This window comes from Pseudomonas sp. DP-17 (assembly GCF_022380625.1).
Lineage (GTDB): Bacteria > Pseudomonadota > Gammaproteobacteria > Pseudomonadales > Pseudomonadaceae > Pseudomonas > Pseudomonas nitroreducens_A.
Map to the genome: position 1 here is coordinate 83,712 of NZ_JAKSXG010000004.1, position 14,616 is coordinate 98,327.

12 protein-coding genes are annotated in these 14,616 nt (G+C 65.5%); 8 read left to right on the forward strand and 4 right to left on the reverse strand.

From position 1 onward, the window contains the following. Positions 1 to 20 precede the first annotated feature (20 nt). Complete coding sequence (locus MJ122_RS09795) at positions 21 to 1,040, reverse strand: ABC transporter ATP-binding protein (protein ID WP_239744003.1); 1,020 nt, start codon at positions 1,038 to 1,040, stop codon at positions 21 to 23. A 290-nt stretch (positions 1,041 to 1,330) separates the two neighbouring features. Beyond that, positions 1,331 to 2,503, reverse strand: a complete 1,173-nt coding sequence (gene ydcS / locus MJ122_RS09800; protein ID WP_239744005.1) for a putative ABC transporter substrate-binding protein YdcS — start codon at positions 2,501 to 2,503, stop codon at positions 1,331 to 1,333. 364 nt (positions 2,504 to 2,867) lie between these two features. Between ydcS and MJ122_RS09805 the strand changes: the two genes are divergently transcribed. The 4 genes from MJ122_RS09805 to MJ122_RS09820 all read left to right on the forward strand — a co-directional run bounded on the left by MJ122_RS09805 (position 2,868) and on the right by MJ122_RS09820 (position 6,852). Further along, a complete protein-coding gene (locus tag MJ122_RS09805; RefSeq protein WP_088417506.1) occupies positions 2,868 to 4,280 on the forward strand; it encodes a circularly permuted type 2 ATP-grasp protein in 1,413 nt (470 codons plus the stop codon). Between the two features lie 4 nt (positions 4,281 to 4,284). Further along, positions 4,285 to 5,232, forward strand: coding sequence for an alpha-E domain-containing protein (locus MJ122_RS09810; RefSeq protein WP_239744007.1), 948 nt, complete (start codon positions 4,285 to 4,287; stop codon positions 5,230 to 5,232). Further along, on the forward strand, positions 5,229 to 6,038 hold the full coding sequence (locus tag MJ122_RS09815) for a transglutaminase family protein (protein ID WP_088417504.1): 810 nt from the start codon (positions 5,229 to 5,231) through the stop codon (positions 6,036 to 6,038). The genes MJ122_RS09810 and MJ122_RS09815 overlap by 4 nt, the downstream gene beginning before the upstream one ends. 79 nt (positions 6,039 to 6,117) lie before the next feature. Beyond that, entirely contained in the window at positions 6,118 to 6,852 is a 735-nt protein-coding gene (locus tag MJ122_RS09820) for a proteasome-type protease (protein ID WP_239744009.1), read from the forward strand. A gap of 36 nt (positions 6,853 to 6,888) precedes the next feature. Here the strand turns inward: MJ122_RS09820 and MJ122_RS09825 are convergent, their stop codons facing one another. Continuing rightward, complete coding sequence (locus MJ122_RS09825; RefSeq protein ID WP_239744011.1) at positions 6,889 to 7,692, reverse strand: cytochrome c; 804 nt, start codon at positions 7,690 to 7,692, stop codon at positions 6,889 to 6,891. Positions 7,693 to 8,362: 670 nt separating this feature from the next. Here MJ122_RS09825 and MJ122_RS09830 point away from each other — a divergent pair. The 4 genes from MJ122_RS09830 (at position 8,363) to MJ122_RS09845 (ending at position 13,415) form a co-directional block, all read left to right on the forward strand. Beyond that, positions 8,363 to 9,568: an acetyl-CoA C-acetyltransferase gene (locus MJ122_RS09830; RefSeq protein WP_239744013.1), complete on the forward strand. Its 1,206-nt coding sequence runs from the start codon at positions 8,363 to 8,365 to the stop codon at positions 9,566 to 9,568. A gap of 17 nt (positions 9,569 to 9,585) precedes the next feature. Next, the gene (locus tag MJ122_RS09835) at positions 9,586 to 11,730 is read left to right on the forward strand and encodes a 3-hydroxyacyl-CoA dehydrogenase NAD-binding domain-containing protein (RefSeq protein ID WP_239744015.1); all 2,145 of its coding nucleotides are present in this window, start codon (positions 9,586 to 9,588) and stop codon (positions 11,728 to 11,730) included. 173 nt (positions 11,731 to 11,903) lie between these two features. After that, positions 11,904 to 12,458, forward strand: a complete 555-nt coding sequence (locus MJ122_RS09840; RefSeq protein WP_239744017.1) for a cysteine hydrolase family protein — start codon at positions 11,904 to 11,906, stop codon at positions 12,456 to 12,458. A 204-nt stretch (positions 12,459 to 12,662) separates the two neighbouring features. Next, on the forward strand, positions 12,663 to 13,415 hold the full coding sequence (locus MJ122_RS09845) for an amidotransferase (RefSeq protein ID WP_239744019.1): 753 nt from the start codon (positions 12,663 to 12,665) through the stop codon (positions 13,413 to 13,415). 197 nt (positions 13,416 to 13,612) lie between these two features. On the opposite strand, the gene MJ122_RS09850 is transcribed toward MJ122_RS09845, so the two are convergent. Next, a complete protein-coding gene (locus tag MJ122_RS09850; protein ID WP_239744021.1) occupies positions 13,613 to 14,557 on the reverse strand; it encodes a LysR family transcriptional regulator in 945 nt (314 codons plus the stop codon). Positions 14,558 to 14,616 lie beyond the last annotated feature (59 nt).

Here is a 14,616-nt window from a genome sequence, read left to right on the forward strand (position 1 = left end):
GAGGAAGCTGGAGATCGCCCTCACGGCGCCGGCTCCTCGAGCAGGGGCACCAGCGCGCTGCGTGCCCAGCAGGCGGTCACGGCGTCACCGGGTTTCGGCCTGTGCTCCTCGCGCTCGCCGTTGGGCAGCGCGGCGACCAGGCGCACGCCGTTTTCCAGCTCGATCTCGTAGCGGCTGCTGGCGCCCATGTACTGCACGTCGAACAGGGTGCCGCTGACTTCCAGTTCACCCTCGCCGGCATGGCCGAAGCGCACGTGCTCCGGTCGCAGCGAGTACGGGCGCGATTCGCCGAGCAGGCGCTGGGCCAGGTCGCCACGCAGCACGTTGGCGGTGCCGACGAACTCGGCGACGAAGCGAGTGGCGGGGCGGCGGTAGAGGTTGCCGGGGGTGTCGACCTGCTCGATGCGGCCCTTGTTGAACACCGCCACGCGGTCGGACATGGACAGCGCTTCGCTCTGGTCATGGGTGACGAAGATGAAGGTGATGCCGAGCTGGCGCTGCAGCTTCTTCAGTTCCACCTGCATCTGCTCGCGCAACTTGAGGTCCAGCGCGCCGAGAGGTTCGTCCAGCAGCAGCACGCGCGGGCGATTGACCAGCGCGCGGGCCAGGGCGACGCGCTGGCGCTGGCCGCCGGAGAGCTGCGCCGGCTTGCGCTTGCCGTAGCCGGCCAGGGCGACCATGCCGAGGGCTTCTTCCGCGCGGTGGTAGCGCTCGGCCTTGGCCACGCCTTTTACCTTCAGGCCGTAGGCGACGTTGTCCAGCACGTTCATGTGCGGGAACAGCGCGTAGTCCTGGAACACCGTGTTGACGTCGCGCTCGTAGGGCGGCAGGCCAGCCGCCTCGGCGCCATGGATGCGGATGGAGCCGGAGGTGGGCTGCTCGAAGCCGGCGATCAGGCGCAGGCAGGTGGTCTTGCCCGAGCCGGAAGGGCCGAGCATGGAGAAGAACTCGCCGTCACGGATCTCGATGGACACCGCATCGACGGCGCGCACCTCGCCATAGTGACGGCTGACGTCAGTGAACTGGACGGCTGTGGTCATGCTGCTGGCTACCTGAAGGGCGGGGCTGCATCAGAAAAGGTAGCGCATGGGGGCGGGGGTGCTCGGTTCGCTGGGGGCCAGGCGCGGCGGACGTCGTGTTCCCTCGCCAAACCCTCTCCCTGAAGGGAGAGGGGGACTGTCCGGCGAGCGCGGAAAACACATCGCTCACTGCGGAAAACGAAATTGCCGGCTGACTCTATATTCAGCTCCCGCTCGGATGGCTCCCTCTCCCTTCGGAGCGGGGCGCGCAGCCAGGGCTGGGGAGAGGGGCCTTCAGCGACGAAACAACGTCACCTCCCCCCCATGATCGCGATGTAGTCCTGTGTCCACCGGCTGTACGGCACGCACTGGCCTTGCGCGCACTTGGCCTGCGGAGTCTTCCAGAAAGCGATGCGGTCGAACTGGTCGTAGCCGTTGGCGGCGCAACCTTTCTCGCCCAGCAGCTGGCTGCCGCTGCAGCCGTCGGGTACGGACGGCACCGAGCCGAACCAGGCGGCGACGTCGCCCTGCACCTTGGGTTCCAGCGACCAGTTCAGCCATTTGTAGGCGCATACCGGGTGCTTGGCATCGGCGTGCAGCATGGTGGTATCGGCCCAGCCGGTGACGCCTTCGCCGGGAATGGTCGAGGCGATCGGCTGCTTCTCTCCCTGCAGCGCGTTCACCTGGTACGGCCAGGAGCCGGAAGCGGCCACGCCCTCATTCTTGAAGTCGCTCATCTGCACCGTCGCGTCGTGCCAGTAGCGATGGATCAGCTTCTGCTGCTCACGCAGCAGTTTGAGCGCGGCGGCGTACTGTTCCTCGTTGAGCTCGTAGGGGTCCTGGATGCCCAGTTTGGGCTCGGCAGTCTTCAGGTAGAGCGCCGCGTCGGCGATATAGATCGGCCCGTCATAGGCCTGTACGCGTCCCTTGTTGCTCTTGCCGTCGGGCAGCTTCTGCTCGCTGAACACCACGCTCCAGCTTTCAGGAGCCTTGGGGAAGACCTTGGTGCTGTACATCAGCACGTTCGGCCCCCACTGGTAGGGCGTGCCGTAGTGCTTGCCGTCTACCGTGTGCCAGGGCGCGTCCTGCAGGCGCTGGTCGACGTTCTTCCAGTTGGGCACCAGGGCAATGTTGATCGGCTGTACGCGCTTGCCGTAGACCAGCCGCAGCGAGGCGTCGCCGGAGGCGGTGACCAGATCGTAGCCGCCCTTGGCCATCAGGCTGACCATCTCGTCGGAGGTGGCGGCGGTCTTCACGTTGACCTTGCAGCCGGTGTCCTTTTCGAACTGGCTGACCCAGTCGTAGTTCTTGTCGCTCTCGCCGCGCTCGATGTAGCCGGGCCAGGCAATGATATCCAGCGCTCCTTCTGGGTTGCCGAGTTGCTTGAGTGCTTCAGCGGCCTGCAGCGAGGCGCCGAAAAGCAGGCTGATGCCGGCGAAGGCGAGCGCCGCGACTTTCACGCAAGACAATTGCACTGATGACATGGACGGACTCCTGTTGTTCTTCGTTGTGGGAGCCACTGCGGAACCTGCGCGCAGAAAATTGGCACCACGGTCGACCGCTGCGTGTCCATAGCGAATGGGCACGTTCTTGCAGCGTAGTTCCGGCCCCGAAGGCTGACAAGAACCCCCCCATGCCCCGCAAAGCCCCGCCCGCTGGCGCTTGCGGCCCCAAACGGGGCGAGCCGAGGGGACTGCTGGTGAAAAGCGCACCGCGCTGGTGCGAATCGCTCGGGCAACCTTTGCAAGTCATTGAATGGATAGGAAATCGACCTCTGGCACGGGCCTTGCGACGGCTCTCCTGCCAATGCAGAGCATGCCGGGGAAGCACGGCAACAAGGAGTGGAAGATGGCTCGGGTGTTCTATGACGAAATGCATGACGCCGCTGGCGCCTGCCGACCGCACTACACGGAGTTCGCCCGCTGGCTGGCGGACATGCCCGGCGAACAGCTGCAACAGCGCCGCCGCGAGGCCGACCTGCTGTTCTATCGCGCCGGGATCACCTTCACCCTTTACGGCGACGACCAGGGCACCGAGCGCCTGATCCCCTTCGACACCATCCCGCGCAGCATTCCCGCCAGCGAGTGGAAGACCATCGAGGCCGGCTGCATCCAGCGCGTGCAGGCGCTCAACCTGTTTCTCGCCGATCTCTACCACGACCAGCGCATCCTCAAGGAGGGCCTGATTCCACCCGAGCAGGTCCTGGCCAACGACCAGTACCAGCTGGCCATGCAGGGCCTGGATGTGCCCGGCAACGTCTATGCGCATATCGCCGGCATCGACCTGGTGCGCGATGGCAACGGCGCCTACTACGTCCTCGAGGACAACCTGCGCACCCCCAGCGGCGTTTCCTACATGCTGGAGAACCGCAAGATGATGATGCGCCTGTTCCCCGAGCTGTTCGGCGCCCAGCGCATCGCGCCCATCGATCACTACCCGAACCTGCTGCTCGACACCCTGCGCCAGGCCAGCGCCGTGGACCAGCCCTGCGTGGTGGTGCTGACGCCCGGGCGCTTCAACAGCGCCTACTTCGAACACGCCTTCCTCGCCCGCGAGATGGGCGTGGAGTTGGTGGAGGGCGCCGACCTGTTCGTCCGCGACGAGCGCGTCTACATGCGCACCACCGCCGGCCCGATGCCGGTGGACGTGATCTACCGCCGGGTGGACGACGACTTCCTCGATCCGCTGGCCTTCAACCCCGATTCCATGCTCGGCGTGCCCGGCCTGCTGGCTGCCTATCGCGCGGGCAACGTGGTGCTGGCCAACGCCATCGGCACCGGGGTCGCTGACGACAAGTCGGTGTATCCCTACGTGCCGGAAATGATCCGCTTCTACCTCGACCAGGAACCCATCCTGCACAACGTGCCGACCTGGCAATGCCGCCGGCCGCAGGACCTTTCCCACGTGCTGGCGCACCTGCCCGAGTTGGTGGTGAAAGAGGCCCAGGGCTCCGGCGGCTACGGCATGCTGGTCGGCCCCGCCGCGACCACGGCGGAAATCGAGGCCTTCCGCGCCCGCCTGATGGCCCGTCCGGAGGCGTACATCGCGCAACCGACCCTGAGCCTGTCGACCTGCCCGACCTTCGTCGAGAACGGCATCGCCCCGCGCCACATCGACCTGCGGCCCTTCGTGCTGTCGGCGCCGGACAACGTGCGCCTGGTGCCCGGCGGGCTGACCCGCGTGGCGCTGCGCGAAGGCTCGCTGGTGGTCAATTCGTCACAGGGTGGCGGTACCAAGGACACCTGGGTAGTCGAGGACTGAAATCATGCTGAGCCGTACCGCTTCCGACCTGTACTGGATGTCGCGCTACCTGGAGCGTGCCGAGAACCTCGCGCGCATGCTCGACGTGTCCTACTCGCTGTCGCTGATGCCCCAGGATGGCCGTGGCGATGGCCTGGAGGAACTGGCGATGCCGCTGCGCATCACCGGAAACCTCGATGCCTACCTGGCACGGCATGGCGAATTGCATGCCGAGCGCCTGCTCAACTTCTTCGCCCTCGATGCGCAGAATCCCACCAGCATCTACTGCTGCCTGGGGGCCGCCCGTGCCGCTGCACACGCGGTACGCGGGCGTATCACCACCGACATGTGGGAGAACATCAACGCCACCTGGCTGGAAATGCGCGACATCGCCCACCAGGGCCTGCTGCGCTATGGCATCAGCCATTTCTGCGAATGGGTGAAGGATCGCTCCCACCTGTTCCGGGGCGCCACCTTCGGCACCAGCATGCGCAATGACGCCTTCCACTTCATCCGCCTGGGCACCTACATCGAGCGTGCCGACAACACGCTGCGGCTGCTGGATGCGCGCAACCAGGTGCTCGGTGGTGACCAGGGGCCGGCCGAAGGCACGGCGCGCGGTTACTACCAGTGGACCGCGCTGCTGCGCGCGCTGTCGGCGTTCGAGGGGTACACCGAGCTGTACCGCGACGCCCTTAATGCGCGGAATATCGCCGAACTCCTGCTGCTGCGCGAGGACGTGCCGCGCTCGCTGCTGGCCTGCGCCGAGGAGCTGCGCCAGATCCTCGCCAGCCTTCCCGGCGTCAACGGCCGCCCGGCCCAGCGCCTGGCCGCCGAACTGGAAGCGCGGGTGCGCTACACCGGCATCGATGAAGTGCTGGGCAACGGCCTGCATCCCTGGATCACCGACCACATCGGGCTGGTGCGCCAGCTCGCCAACGCCATTCACAGCTCGTACCTGGAGGCCGCATGAAACTCTCCATCCGCCACGACACCACCTACCGCTACGAAGACCAGGTGCGCGCCAGCATCCAGTACCTGCGCCTGACCCCTCAGGAAAGCGAGCGCCAGCATGTGCTCGACTGGCAGCTGCACCTGCCGCGCCCGGCGCATCCGCAGCGCGACGCCTACGGCAACATCCTCCACGTGCTGACCCTCGACGAGCCCCATGAGGCCATCGTCATCGCCGCCCACGGCCAGGTGGAAATCGACGTGGAAAACGAGCGCGAGCATGATCACCTGTCGCCGCTGCCGTTCCTGCGCAGCACTCGCCTGACCCAGGCCGATGGCGCCCTGCAGGAGTTCGCTCGCGCCCAATGCGCCGAGCGCCGCGACCGCCAGGCGATGATCGGCCTGATGCAGGCGCTGAACGAGCGCATCGCCTACGTGCCCGGCTCGACCCAGGTGGACAGCACCGCCGCCGAAGCCTTCGCGGCCGGGCAGGGGGTCTGCCAGGACCATGCCCATGCCTTCCTCGCCTGCCTGCGCCATCTGGGCGTGCCGGCGCGCTATGTCTCCGGCTATCTCTACACCGACGCCGAGGAGCATCTCGCCAGCCACGCCTGGGCCGAAGCCTGGCTGGACGACGCCTGGTACAGCTTCGACGTGACCAACGTGCTGGACCGCCCGGAGCGCCACCTGAAGCTGGCGGTGGGCCTGGACTATCTCGACGCCTGCCCGGTGCGCGGCATGCGCCGCGGCGGCGGCGGTGAGCAGATGCACGCCCGCGTGACCGTGGCGCCGGGGCATCTGCAGCAGATGCAGCAGGCGCAGCAGTGAGGGTGCATGGCGCGCGAGCCGGCACCGGCAGTAAGATCGGTGCCAGTTCACCCCGCCAAAAAACAGTCATGAGAGCGCTATGACCTACTGCGTCGCCATGAACCTCGCCCAGGGCCTGGTCTTCGTTTCCGATTCGCGCACCAATGCCGGCGTCGACAACATCGCTGTGTTCCGCAAACTGCATGTCTTCGGTACGCCCGGCGAGCGCCTGATCGTGGTACAGAGCGCCGGCAACCTGGCCACCTCGCAAGCGGTGATCAGCGTGCTGCGTCAGCGCATGGGGGCCGACGGACCGAACCTCGGCACGGTGGAGAATCTCTTCGAGGCCGCGCGCCTCGTGGGATCGACGCTGCGCGAAGTGGTCGACCACGACGAGAACATCGGCCAGAACCAGGGCGTCGACCTGGGCAGCTCCTTCCTCGTCGGCGGGCAGATCGGTACGGAAGTGCCGCGCCTGTTCAACGTCTACCCGCAGGGCAATTTCATCGAATCCTGCCGCGACACGCCGTACTTCCAGATCGGCGAGAGTAAATACGGCAAGCCGATCATCGACCGCGCCATGAGCTATTCCACGCCACTGGAACAGGCCCTGCGCTGCGCGCTGATCAGCTTCGACTCGACCATCCGCAGCAACCTCTCGGTGGGCATGCCGCTGGACCTGCTGGTGTACCGCGAGGGTAGCCTGGAGGTGCCGGCGGGCTACCGCATCCAGGAGGGCGACCCGTACTTCGAGGGTATTCGCAACCAGTGGGGCGCGGGATTGCGCCAACTGCTCGGGGAATTACCGGCGCCGCCTGGGGACTACTGGCACTGAATTCGCAGCCGGTCGGCTTCGCGCCGACATCTCCGATCAGCCTCCGGCCTTAACCTTCCGGCCCGCCATGTGCTTGAGGTAAGCCACGATCTCATCCAGTTCCTGGTTGCTGATCACAGCGGCCGCAAAGCCCTTCATCCGCGCCTCGGGCCAGTGCCGCAGGCTTTGCGGGTCGCGGATGTACTGTTTCAGATAGCCCGCGGCGAAGTACTCGGTGGGGTTGTGCGGAATGTTCAGGTCCGGGCCGAACTGCGAGTCTCCGGCGCCGTTCAGGCGGTGGCAGGCCAGGCAATTCTTCTGGAACTGGGCGAAACCCTTCTGCACCGGTTCAGCGGCATTCTTCGCCGGTAACAGCGCCGGGAAGCGCTCGGCCAGCGGCTTCAGATAACGGATGCTGGCAACCTGGAACGGCCATTGTTCCGGGCCGATGCCGGCGGCTTGGGGATCGGTCCACACCAGGTAGAAGGGGCCGGCGGAGGGCTTGCCGTCGCCCAGCTTAGGCCAGGGTTCGTCCGCTTCCTCGATGGCCAGCCAGGCGCGGGAACCCTTCTCCGCCAACAGCGGCGCGGCGGGCAGCTCGGCGGCGAAGCCGTCCAGCGCCACGGCCTGCAGGTGGTCGGCGGGCTTCACGCCTTGCAGCAGTGTCGCCAGTGGCACCGCGCGGTAATGCATGGTGCGGTTGTAGGAAACGTCAGCGGGAATCTCGATGTCCTGCGCCTTGGGGTTGGCCAGCAGTTGCTCGGTGGTGACGTCGTGTTTGCCGTCGGGCAACTCGAGGGTGAGCGTGGCGGCAAAAGAGGCGGGGCAGAGCAATAGCAGCGTCAGCAGCAGTGGGCGCATGGTCGCATCCGTGGCGGGGAGGGGGCCGCGGAACATTAGCAGAGGTAGGCGCGCTGGAGGAGGTGGTGGCTCCCGCGCTGCGTTGACCGTGGCTCGCGGATGGCGGCGCGCGGTACGCAGCAACGGGGATGCCGGGTGTTGGCCCTAGCCGACCAGACGACTCAGATTGGGGATGATCAGAACAACGGTGGTTGCGAAGACGATCAGGCTTGCCTGACGCCATTTTCTGGATTGTTTGTCCATGATGTCCTTCCGCCTTTCTTGTTCTTGGCACGCCTCGCTCACGGCCTGTAGTAGCGAGCCTCGTACCTTGGCTTCTGGTTATTCGAGCCGAGCCGGCAAACCCGGCAACGGCACTCTTCGCATCATCTGCCTGATTGAGTCTAAGCCTAGTGCTGCGCGGGCTTAGACCATCTGGCAGCAAGTCCCGCAGATCCAGGCATATTCCATCTATATGACCGTGCGGTGACAGCTCAGGGGTGTTTGCTTACCGCTCGTCCGCCTTCGCCGGCAGCCCCTTTCCAGAGCCTTCGACCCATTGGCCGCCGGTCGGTGGCTGAGCGTGGCGGTCAATTGCGCTGAGCGCTGCGGTCATTGCCCCCGGCCGATACGTCGCTAAGGTAGGCCGACACGCCACGCCTGCGTGACGACAACTCTAAGAGAGAACGCCATGACCGAAGCATTCATTTACGACGCGGTGCGTACTCCCCGCGGCAAAGGCAAGAAGGACGGCGCACTGCACAGCGTCAAGCCGGTCAACCTGATGGCCGGTGTCCTGCGCGCGCTGCAGCAGCGCAACCAGCTCGATACCGCCCAGGTCGACGACATCGTCCTGGGCTGCGTGACCCCGGTAGGCGACCAGGGCTCGGACATCGCCAAGACCGCCGCGCTGGTGGCCGACTGGGACGAGCAGGTTGCCGGCGTGCAGATCAACCGCTTCTGCGCCTCGGGCCTGGAAGCGGTCAACCTGGGCGCCATGAAGGTGCGCTCGGGCTTCGAGGAGCTGGTGGTGGTCGGCGGCGTGGAATCCATGTCCCGCGTGCCCATGGGCTCCGACGGCGGCGCCTGGGCGCTGGACCCGGAAACCAACCTGCACACCAGCTTCGTGCCCCAGGGCATCGGCGCCGACCTGATCGCCACCCTGGAGGGCTTCAGCCGCGCCGACGTCGACGCCTTCGCCCTGCGCTCCCAGCAGAAGGCCGCCAAGGCCCGCGCCGAAGGGCTGTTCGCCAAGTCGCTGGTGCCGGTGACCGACCAGAACGGCATCGTCCTGCTCGACCATGACGAATTCATCCGCGCCGACTCCACCCTCGAAGGCCTCGGCGCGCTCAAGCCCAGCTTCGAGATGATGGGGCAGATGGGCTTCGACGCCAGCGCCCTGCGCAAGTACAGCTTTGTCGAACGCATCGAGCACGTGCACACGCCGGGCAACAGCTCCGGCATCGTCGACGGCGCCGCCGCCATGCTCATCGGCTCCGAGGCCAAGGGCCGCGAGCTGGGCCTGAAGGCCCGCGGGCGCATCGTCGCCACGGCGGTGACCAGTACCGACCCGACCATCATGCTCACCGGCCCCGCGCCGGCGACCCGCAAGGCGCTGGCCAAGGCCGGTTTGAAGGCCGAGGACATCGACCTCTACGAGGTGAACGAGGCCTTTGCCTCGGTGGTGATGAAGTTCATGAAGGATATGGGCGTGCCGGAGAGCAAGGTCAACGTCAACGGCGGCTCCATCGCCATGGGCCACCCGCTGGGCGCCACCGGCTGCATGATCCTCGGCACCCTGCTGGACGAACTGGAGCGGCGCAACCTGCGCTACGGCCTGGCCACCCTCTGCGTGGGCGGCGGCATGGGCATCGCGACGATTATCGAAAGGGTTTGAGGCCGGAGAACAAGAAAATGACCGACGCCATCCGCTATGAGAAAGGCCAGGACAACATCGTCGTCCTGACCATGGACATGCCCGGCCAGAGCGCCAACACCATGAACGCGGTGTACCGCGAGGCCATGGCCGCCACCGTGGCGCGCCTGGAAGCCGAGAAGGACTCGATCGCCGGCGTGGTGATCACCTCCGCGAAGAAGACCTTCTTCGCCGGCGGCGACCTCAATGAACTGATCAAGGTGACCAAGGCCGACGCCCAGGCTTTCTACGAAGGCATCCTGGTCCTGAAAGGCCAGCTGCGCCGCCTGGAAACCCTCGGCAAGCCCGTGGTCGCCGCCATCAATGGCGCGGCGCTGGGCGGCGGCTGGGAAATCTGCCTGGCCTGCCACCACCGCATCGCCCTGGATGAAAGCCACGTCCAGCTTGGCCTGCCGGAAGTCACCCTGGGCCTGCTGCCCGGCGGTGGCGGCGTGGTGCGTATGGTGCGCCTGCTCGGCCTGGAGAAGGCCCTGCCGTACCTGGCCGAAGGCAAGAAGGTGCGCCCGGAACAGGCGCTCAAGGCCGGCCTGATCCACCAGTTGGCGTCCAGCCGCGAGGACATGCTGGCCAAGGCCCGCGAGTGGATCGCCGCCAACCCGGCCGCCAAGCAGCCGTGGGACAGCGCCGGTTACAAGATCCCCGGCGGCACGCCGTCCAGCCCGGCCGTGGCGCAGATGCTGGCCATCGCCCCGTCGGTGCTGCGCGACAAGACCAAGGGCTGCTTCCCGGCGCCGGAGAAGATCATGTGCGCCGCCGTCGAGGGCGCGCAGGTGGACTTCGACACCGCCCAGCTGATCGAGGCGCGCTACTTCACCGAGCTGACCACCGGCCAGGTGGCGAAGAACATGATCGGTACCTTCTGGTTCCAGCTCAACGAGATCAACGCCGGCAAGTCCCGCCCGCAAGGCATCCCGCCGCAGCAGACGAAAAAGGTCGGGGTGGTCGGCGCCGGCATGATGGGCGCGGGCATCGCCTACGTCTCGGCCGCCGCCGACATCGAGGTGGTGCTCAAGGACGTGTCCGTCGAAGCCGCCGAGAAGGGCAAGGCCTATTCCGCCGGCCTGCTGGACAAGAAGGTCGGCAAGGGCCAGATGAGCAGCGACAAGCGCGACGCCTTCCTCGCGCGGATCAAGCCGACTGCCAGCGACGCTGACTTCGAAGGCTGCGACCTGATCATCGAAGCCGTGTTCGAGGACCGCGGCCTGAAGGCCAAGGTCAGTGCTGCCGCCGAGTCCGCCGCGCTGCCCGATGCTGTGATCGCGTCCAACACCTCGACCCTGCCGATCACCGGCCTGGCCGAAGCCGTGGTGCAGCCGCGGAAATTCATCGGCCTGCATTTCTTCAGCCCGGTGGACAAGATGCCGCTGGTGGAGATCATCCGTGGCGAAAAGACCGACGACGCTACCCTGGCGCGCGCCTTCGACTACGTACTGCAGATCAAGAAGACCCCGATCGTGGTCCACGACAGCCGTGGTTTCTTCACCTCCCGCGTGTTCGGCACCTTCACCAACGAAGGCCTGGCGATGCTCGGCGAGGGCGTGTCGGCGGCGATGATCGAGAACCAGGCGCGCCAGGCCGGCATGCCGGTGGGGCCGTTGGCGATCAGCGACGAAGTCTCCATGAGCCTGATGACCCACATCCGCGAGCAGACGCGCAAGGACCTGGAAGCGGAGGGCAAGCAATTGCCGAAGCACCCGGCCTTCGCCGTGGTGGACCTGATGGTCAACGAGTACAAGCGCCCGGGCAAAGCCGCCGGCGCGGGCTTCTACGACTATCCCGCCAACGGCAGGAAGCACCTGTGGCCGGAGCTCAAGCAGCGCTTCGAGAAGGCTGACGCGCAGATATCCGCCGAAGACGTGCGTGACCGTATCCTCTTCGTTCAGGCCATCGAGACCGTGCGCTGCGTGGAGGAGGGCGTGCTGACCTCCACCGCCGACGCCAACATCGGCTCGATCTTCGGTATCGGTTTCGCGGCCTGGAGCGGCGGCGCGCTGCAATTCATCAACCAGTACGGCTTGAAGGACTTCGTCGCCCGTGCCCAATACCTGGCCGAGCAGTATGGCGAGCGCTTCCTGCCGCCGGCGCTGCTGCTGGAGAAGGCTGCGCGCAACGAGACCTTCTGACGGGCTCTTCGTAGGAGCGAGCTTGCTCGCGAACGGGCTCGCAGCGGGGTTGGGTTCGCGAGCAAGCACTAGGCGCCCTCTCGCTCTTACAGAAAAACCGGCCGTGGTGGCCGGTTTTTTCTTGCCTGTTCAGGCCGTAGGATGGCGTCTTCCGACTCGCAAGGAGCGCCCCGATGACCCCTCCCGCCTTGTTGATCATCGACCAGCAGAAAGGCATGCGTGACAGCCCCGCCCCGCGCAACAACCCGCAGGCCGAGCAGCGCATTGGCGAATTGCTGGCCGCCTGGCGACGGGAAGGTTGGCCGCTGGTGCATATCCGCCACCTGTCGCGCACGCCGGGCTCGCCGTTCTGGCCTGGGCAGCCGGGCGCCGAGTTCCAGGAGGCGCTGGCGCCGCTGGAGCATGAGCATGTGGTGGAGAAGAACGTCCCCGATGCTTTCATCCATAGCGGCCTGGAGCGCTGGTTGCGCGTGCGGGGCATCGAGATGGTGGTGATCTGCGGCGTCAGCACCAACAATTCGGTGGAGGCCACGGCGCGCACAGCGGGCAACCTGGGCTTCGATACACGGGTCGTGGCGGACGCCTGTTTCGCCTTCGACAAGCGCGATTTCAATGGCGTGCCACGCAGCGCCGAGGAGGTTCACGCCATGTCCTTGGCCAACCTGCAGGGCGAGTATGCGCAGGTTCTGGACACGAACTCGGTGCTGCAAAGGCTGTCCATCGGTTGAGTCCTTGCCAACCGGCCGTCACCCCTGTGCATCCGTGCAATTGAAGGAAGTCGGTTTTTCCGGTATTTCCCCTGAAATTCCTACACAAGAATCGGCCTCGGCATCTTGTGTGGTGAAAAAATAGGGCGTAATTTTCACGCGCGTTTCATCAGTGTCAGGAAAACCATTCTTATCAGCCGCCAACCCCCCAGGAATCACCCCTGCATGTCGTTGCACATCTGCATTCTGGAAACCGACATCCTCCGCCCCGAACTCATCGATCAGTACAAGGGCTATGGCTGGATGTTCCAGCAACTGTTCGCCAAGCAACCCGTTCCGGCCGAGTTCACGGTCTACAACGTGGTGGAAGGGCATTACCCGCCCGAAGATGAGAAGTTCGACGCGTACCTGGTGACCGGCAGCAAGGCGGACTCCTTCGGCACTGATCCCTGGATCCAGACCCTCAAGGACTACGTGCTCAAGCTCTACCAGCGCGGCGACAAGCTACTGGGCGTGTGCTTCGGCCACCAACTGCTGGCGCTGGTGCTGGGCGGCAAGACCGAGCGCGCGAGCCAGGGCTGGGGCGTGGGCATTCACGATTACCGGATCGAGGAACAGCCGGAGTGGATGAGCCCGGCACTGGGCGAGGGCCTGACCCTGCTGGTCAGCCACCAGGACCAGGTCACCGAGCTGCCCCATGGCGCGCGTCGCATCGCTTCCAGCGACTTCTGCCCGAACGCCGCCTACGCCATCGGCGACCAGGTACTGTGCTTCCAGGGCCACCCGGAGTTCCAGAGCGACTATTCCCAGGCGATCCTCGAGCTGCGCAAGCACATCTTCAGCGAACCGGTGTTCCAGTCCGGCATCGACAGCCTCGCGCGCCCGCACCAGGGCACGGCAGTCGGCGAATGGATGATGCGCTTCGTTCAGCAAGGTCGTGACGAGAAGAAAAAAGCCGAGAAGAAAAGCGCGGCCTGATTCCTGCCGTGCTGACCGAAACGCCGCTCAACCGAGCGGCGTTTTCGTTCCTGCGTCTGCGGTGTCTATCGAGGGGGCGGCGCGTTTCAGCGCCTCCTGGGGCGACGATACGTCCGGGCCGATAAGCGGCAGCAAGCTTGCAAGGCCCGGGATATCGAGTCGCCTCGAGAGCCTCATCGTCGAGCTACCAGGCTCAGTTATTGATGCCAATCGCGTAACTGCCTCAACAGTACTTGCTGCCAAGCCTGCGCCCCGGCCGGCAGGTCTCGGCCGGATCGTACCAGTAGCTGCATTTCGGCTTGCCGCGCAAACGGGTGCGCGATGGGGAGGGCGACAATTCTGCCCTGATCGAGCTCGTTCTGTACGGCGAATGCTGGCAGTACCGTGATGCCCAGTCCGGCAACGACGAAGTTCAATAGACCCAGCAGATGGTTGGTTTCCAGTCGCAGGGAAAACACACAACCCTGCTCCTGTTCGATCTGTAGCAGGATTTTGCGCGAGCCGTAGCCGGGCTCGGTCAAGGCAAAGTCATAGGGCAGCATCGCTTTTACCGCCACTTGCGGTTGCTGTGTCAACGGGTGTCCGGGGGGGACGATCACGCAGAGCGGCTGGGGCACGCCGATGATCTTGCGCAGGCTATGGGGCCATCCGTCAGACGGCGGCCCATAAATGACGCCCGAATGGATTTCGTCCTGCAGAAGACAATGCAGGATATCGTCCATTCCGCCCAGTTGCATTGATACGGTCACTTCCGGGCGTAGCTTTTCCAGTTGGCACAACGCTTCACGTATCAAGCCGCTGGCCAATCCCTGTACCAGACCGACAGCCACATGGTTGTCGCTGCAATCCTGCAGCCGGGTCATTTGCGCGGCCAGCGCTTTCCTGCGCGCGATGGCTTCAGCGTAGTAGTCGAGCAGCAGTTGACCGGCAGCGGTGGGTTCGACCCTCCCCTGGTCGGATGTGAGCAGAGGCATGCGCGCGGCATATTCGAGCAATGCCAGCTGGCGGCTGACAGATGAGGGTGCGACATCAAGATGGTCGGCGGCCTTGCGTACGCCACCCCGCAGGGCCACTTCATGCAGGTAGCGCAGGCGGCCGAGGGTGATGCCGTCCATATTCGGCTGGCTTCGACTGAATCTCATGGGCGGACCTCTTGAGGTGTTGTCTTGCAGACAACGAAGCGGGGCCGACGCTGTTATGG

Excerpts from the sequence above, each read along its gene's own strand:
- MJ122_RS09795 (WP_239744003.1), bottom strand. The coding sequence starts at position 1,040 with ATGACCACAGCCGTCCAGTTCACTGACGTCAGCCGTCACTATGGCGAG.
- ydcS (WP_239744005.1), bottom strand. The coding sequence starts at position 2,503 with ATGTCATCAGTGCAATTGTCTTGCGTGAAAGTCGCGGCGCTCGCCTTC.
- MJ122_RS09805 (WP_088417506.1), top strand. The coding sequence starts at position 2,868 with ATGGCTCGGGTGTTCTATGACGAAATGCATGACGCCGCTGGCGCCTGC.
- MJ122_RS09810 (WP_239744007.1), top strand. The coding sequence starts at position 4,285 with ATGCTGAGCCGTACCGCTTCCGACCTGTACTGGATGTCGCGCTACCTG.
- MJ122_RS09815 (WP_088417504.1), top strand. The coding sequence starts at position 5,229 with ATGAAACTCTCCATCCGCCACGACACCACCTACCGCTACGAAGACCAG.
- MJ122_RS09820 (WP_239744009.1), top strand. The coding sequence starts at position 6,118 with ATGACCTACTGCGTCGCCATGAACCTCGCCCAGGGCCTGGTCTTCGTT.
- MJ122_RS09825 (WP_239744011.1), bottom strand. The coding sequence starts at position 7,692 with ATGCGCCCACTGCTGCTGACGCTGCTATTGCTCTGCCCCGCCTCTTTT.
- MJ122_RS09830 (WP_239744013.1), top strand. The coding sequence starts at position 8,363 with ATGACCGAAGCATTCATTTACGACGCGGTGCGTACTCCCCGCGGCAAA.
- MJ122_RS09835 (WP_239744015.1), top strand. The coding sequence starts at position 9,586 with ATGACCGACGCCATCCGCTATGAGAAAGGCCAGGACAACATCGTCGTC.
- MJ122_RS09840 (WP_239744017.1), top strand. The coding sequence starts at position 11,904 with ATGACCCCTCCCGCCTTGTTGATCATCGACCAGCAGAAAGGCATGCGT.
- MJ122_RS09845 (WP_239744019.1), top strand. The coding sequence starts at position 12,663 with ATGTCGTTGCACATCTGCATTCTGGAAACCGACATCCTCCGCCCCGAA.
- MJ122_RS09850 (WP_239744021.1), bottom strand. The coding sequence starts at position 14,557 with ATGAGATTCAGTCGAAGCCAGCCGAATATGGACGGCATCACCCTCGGC.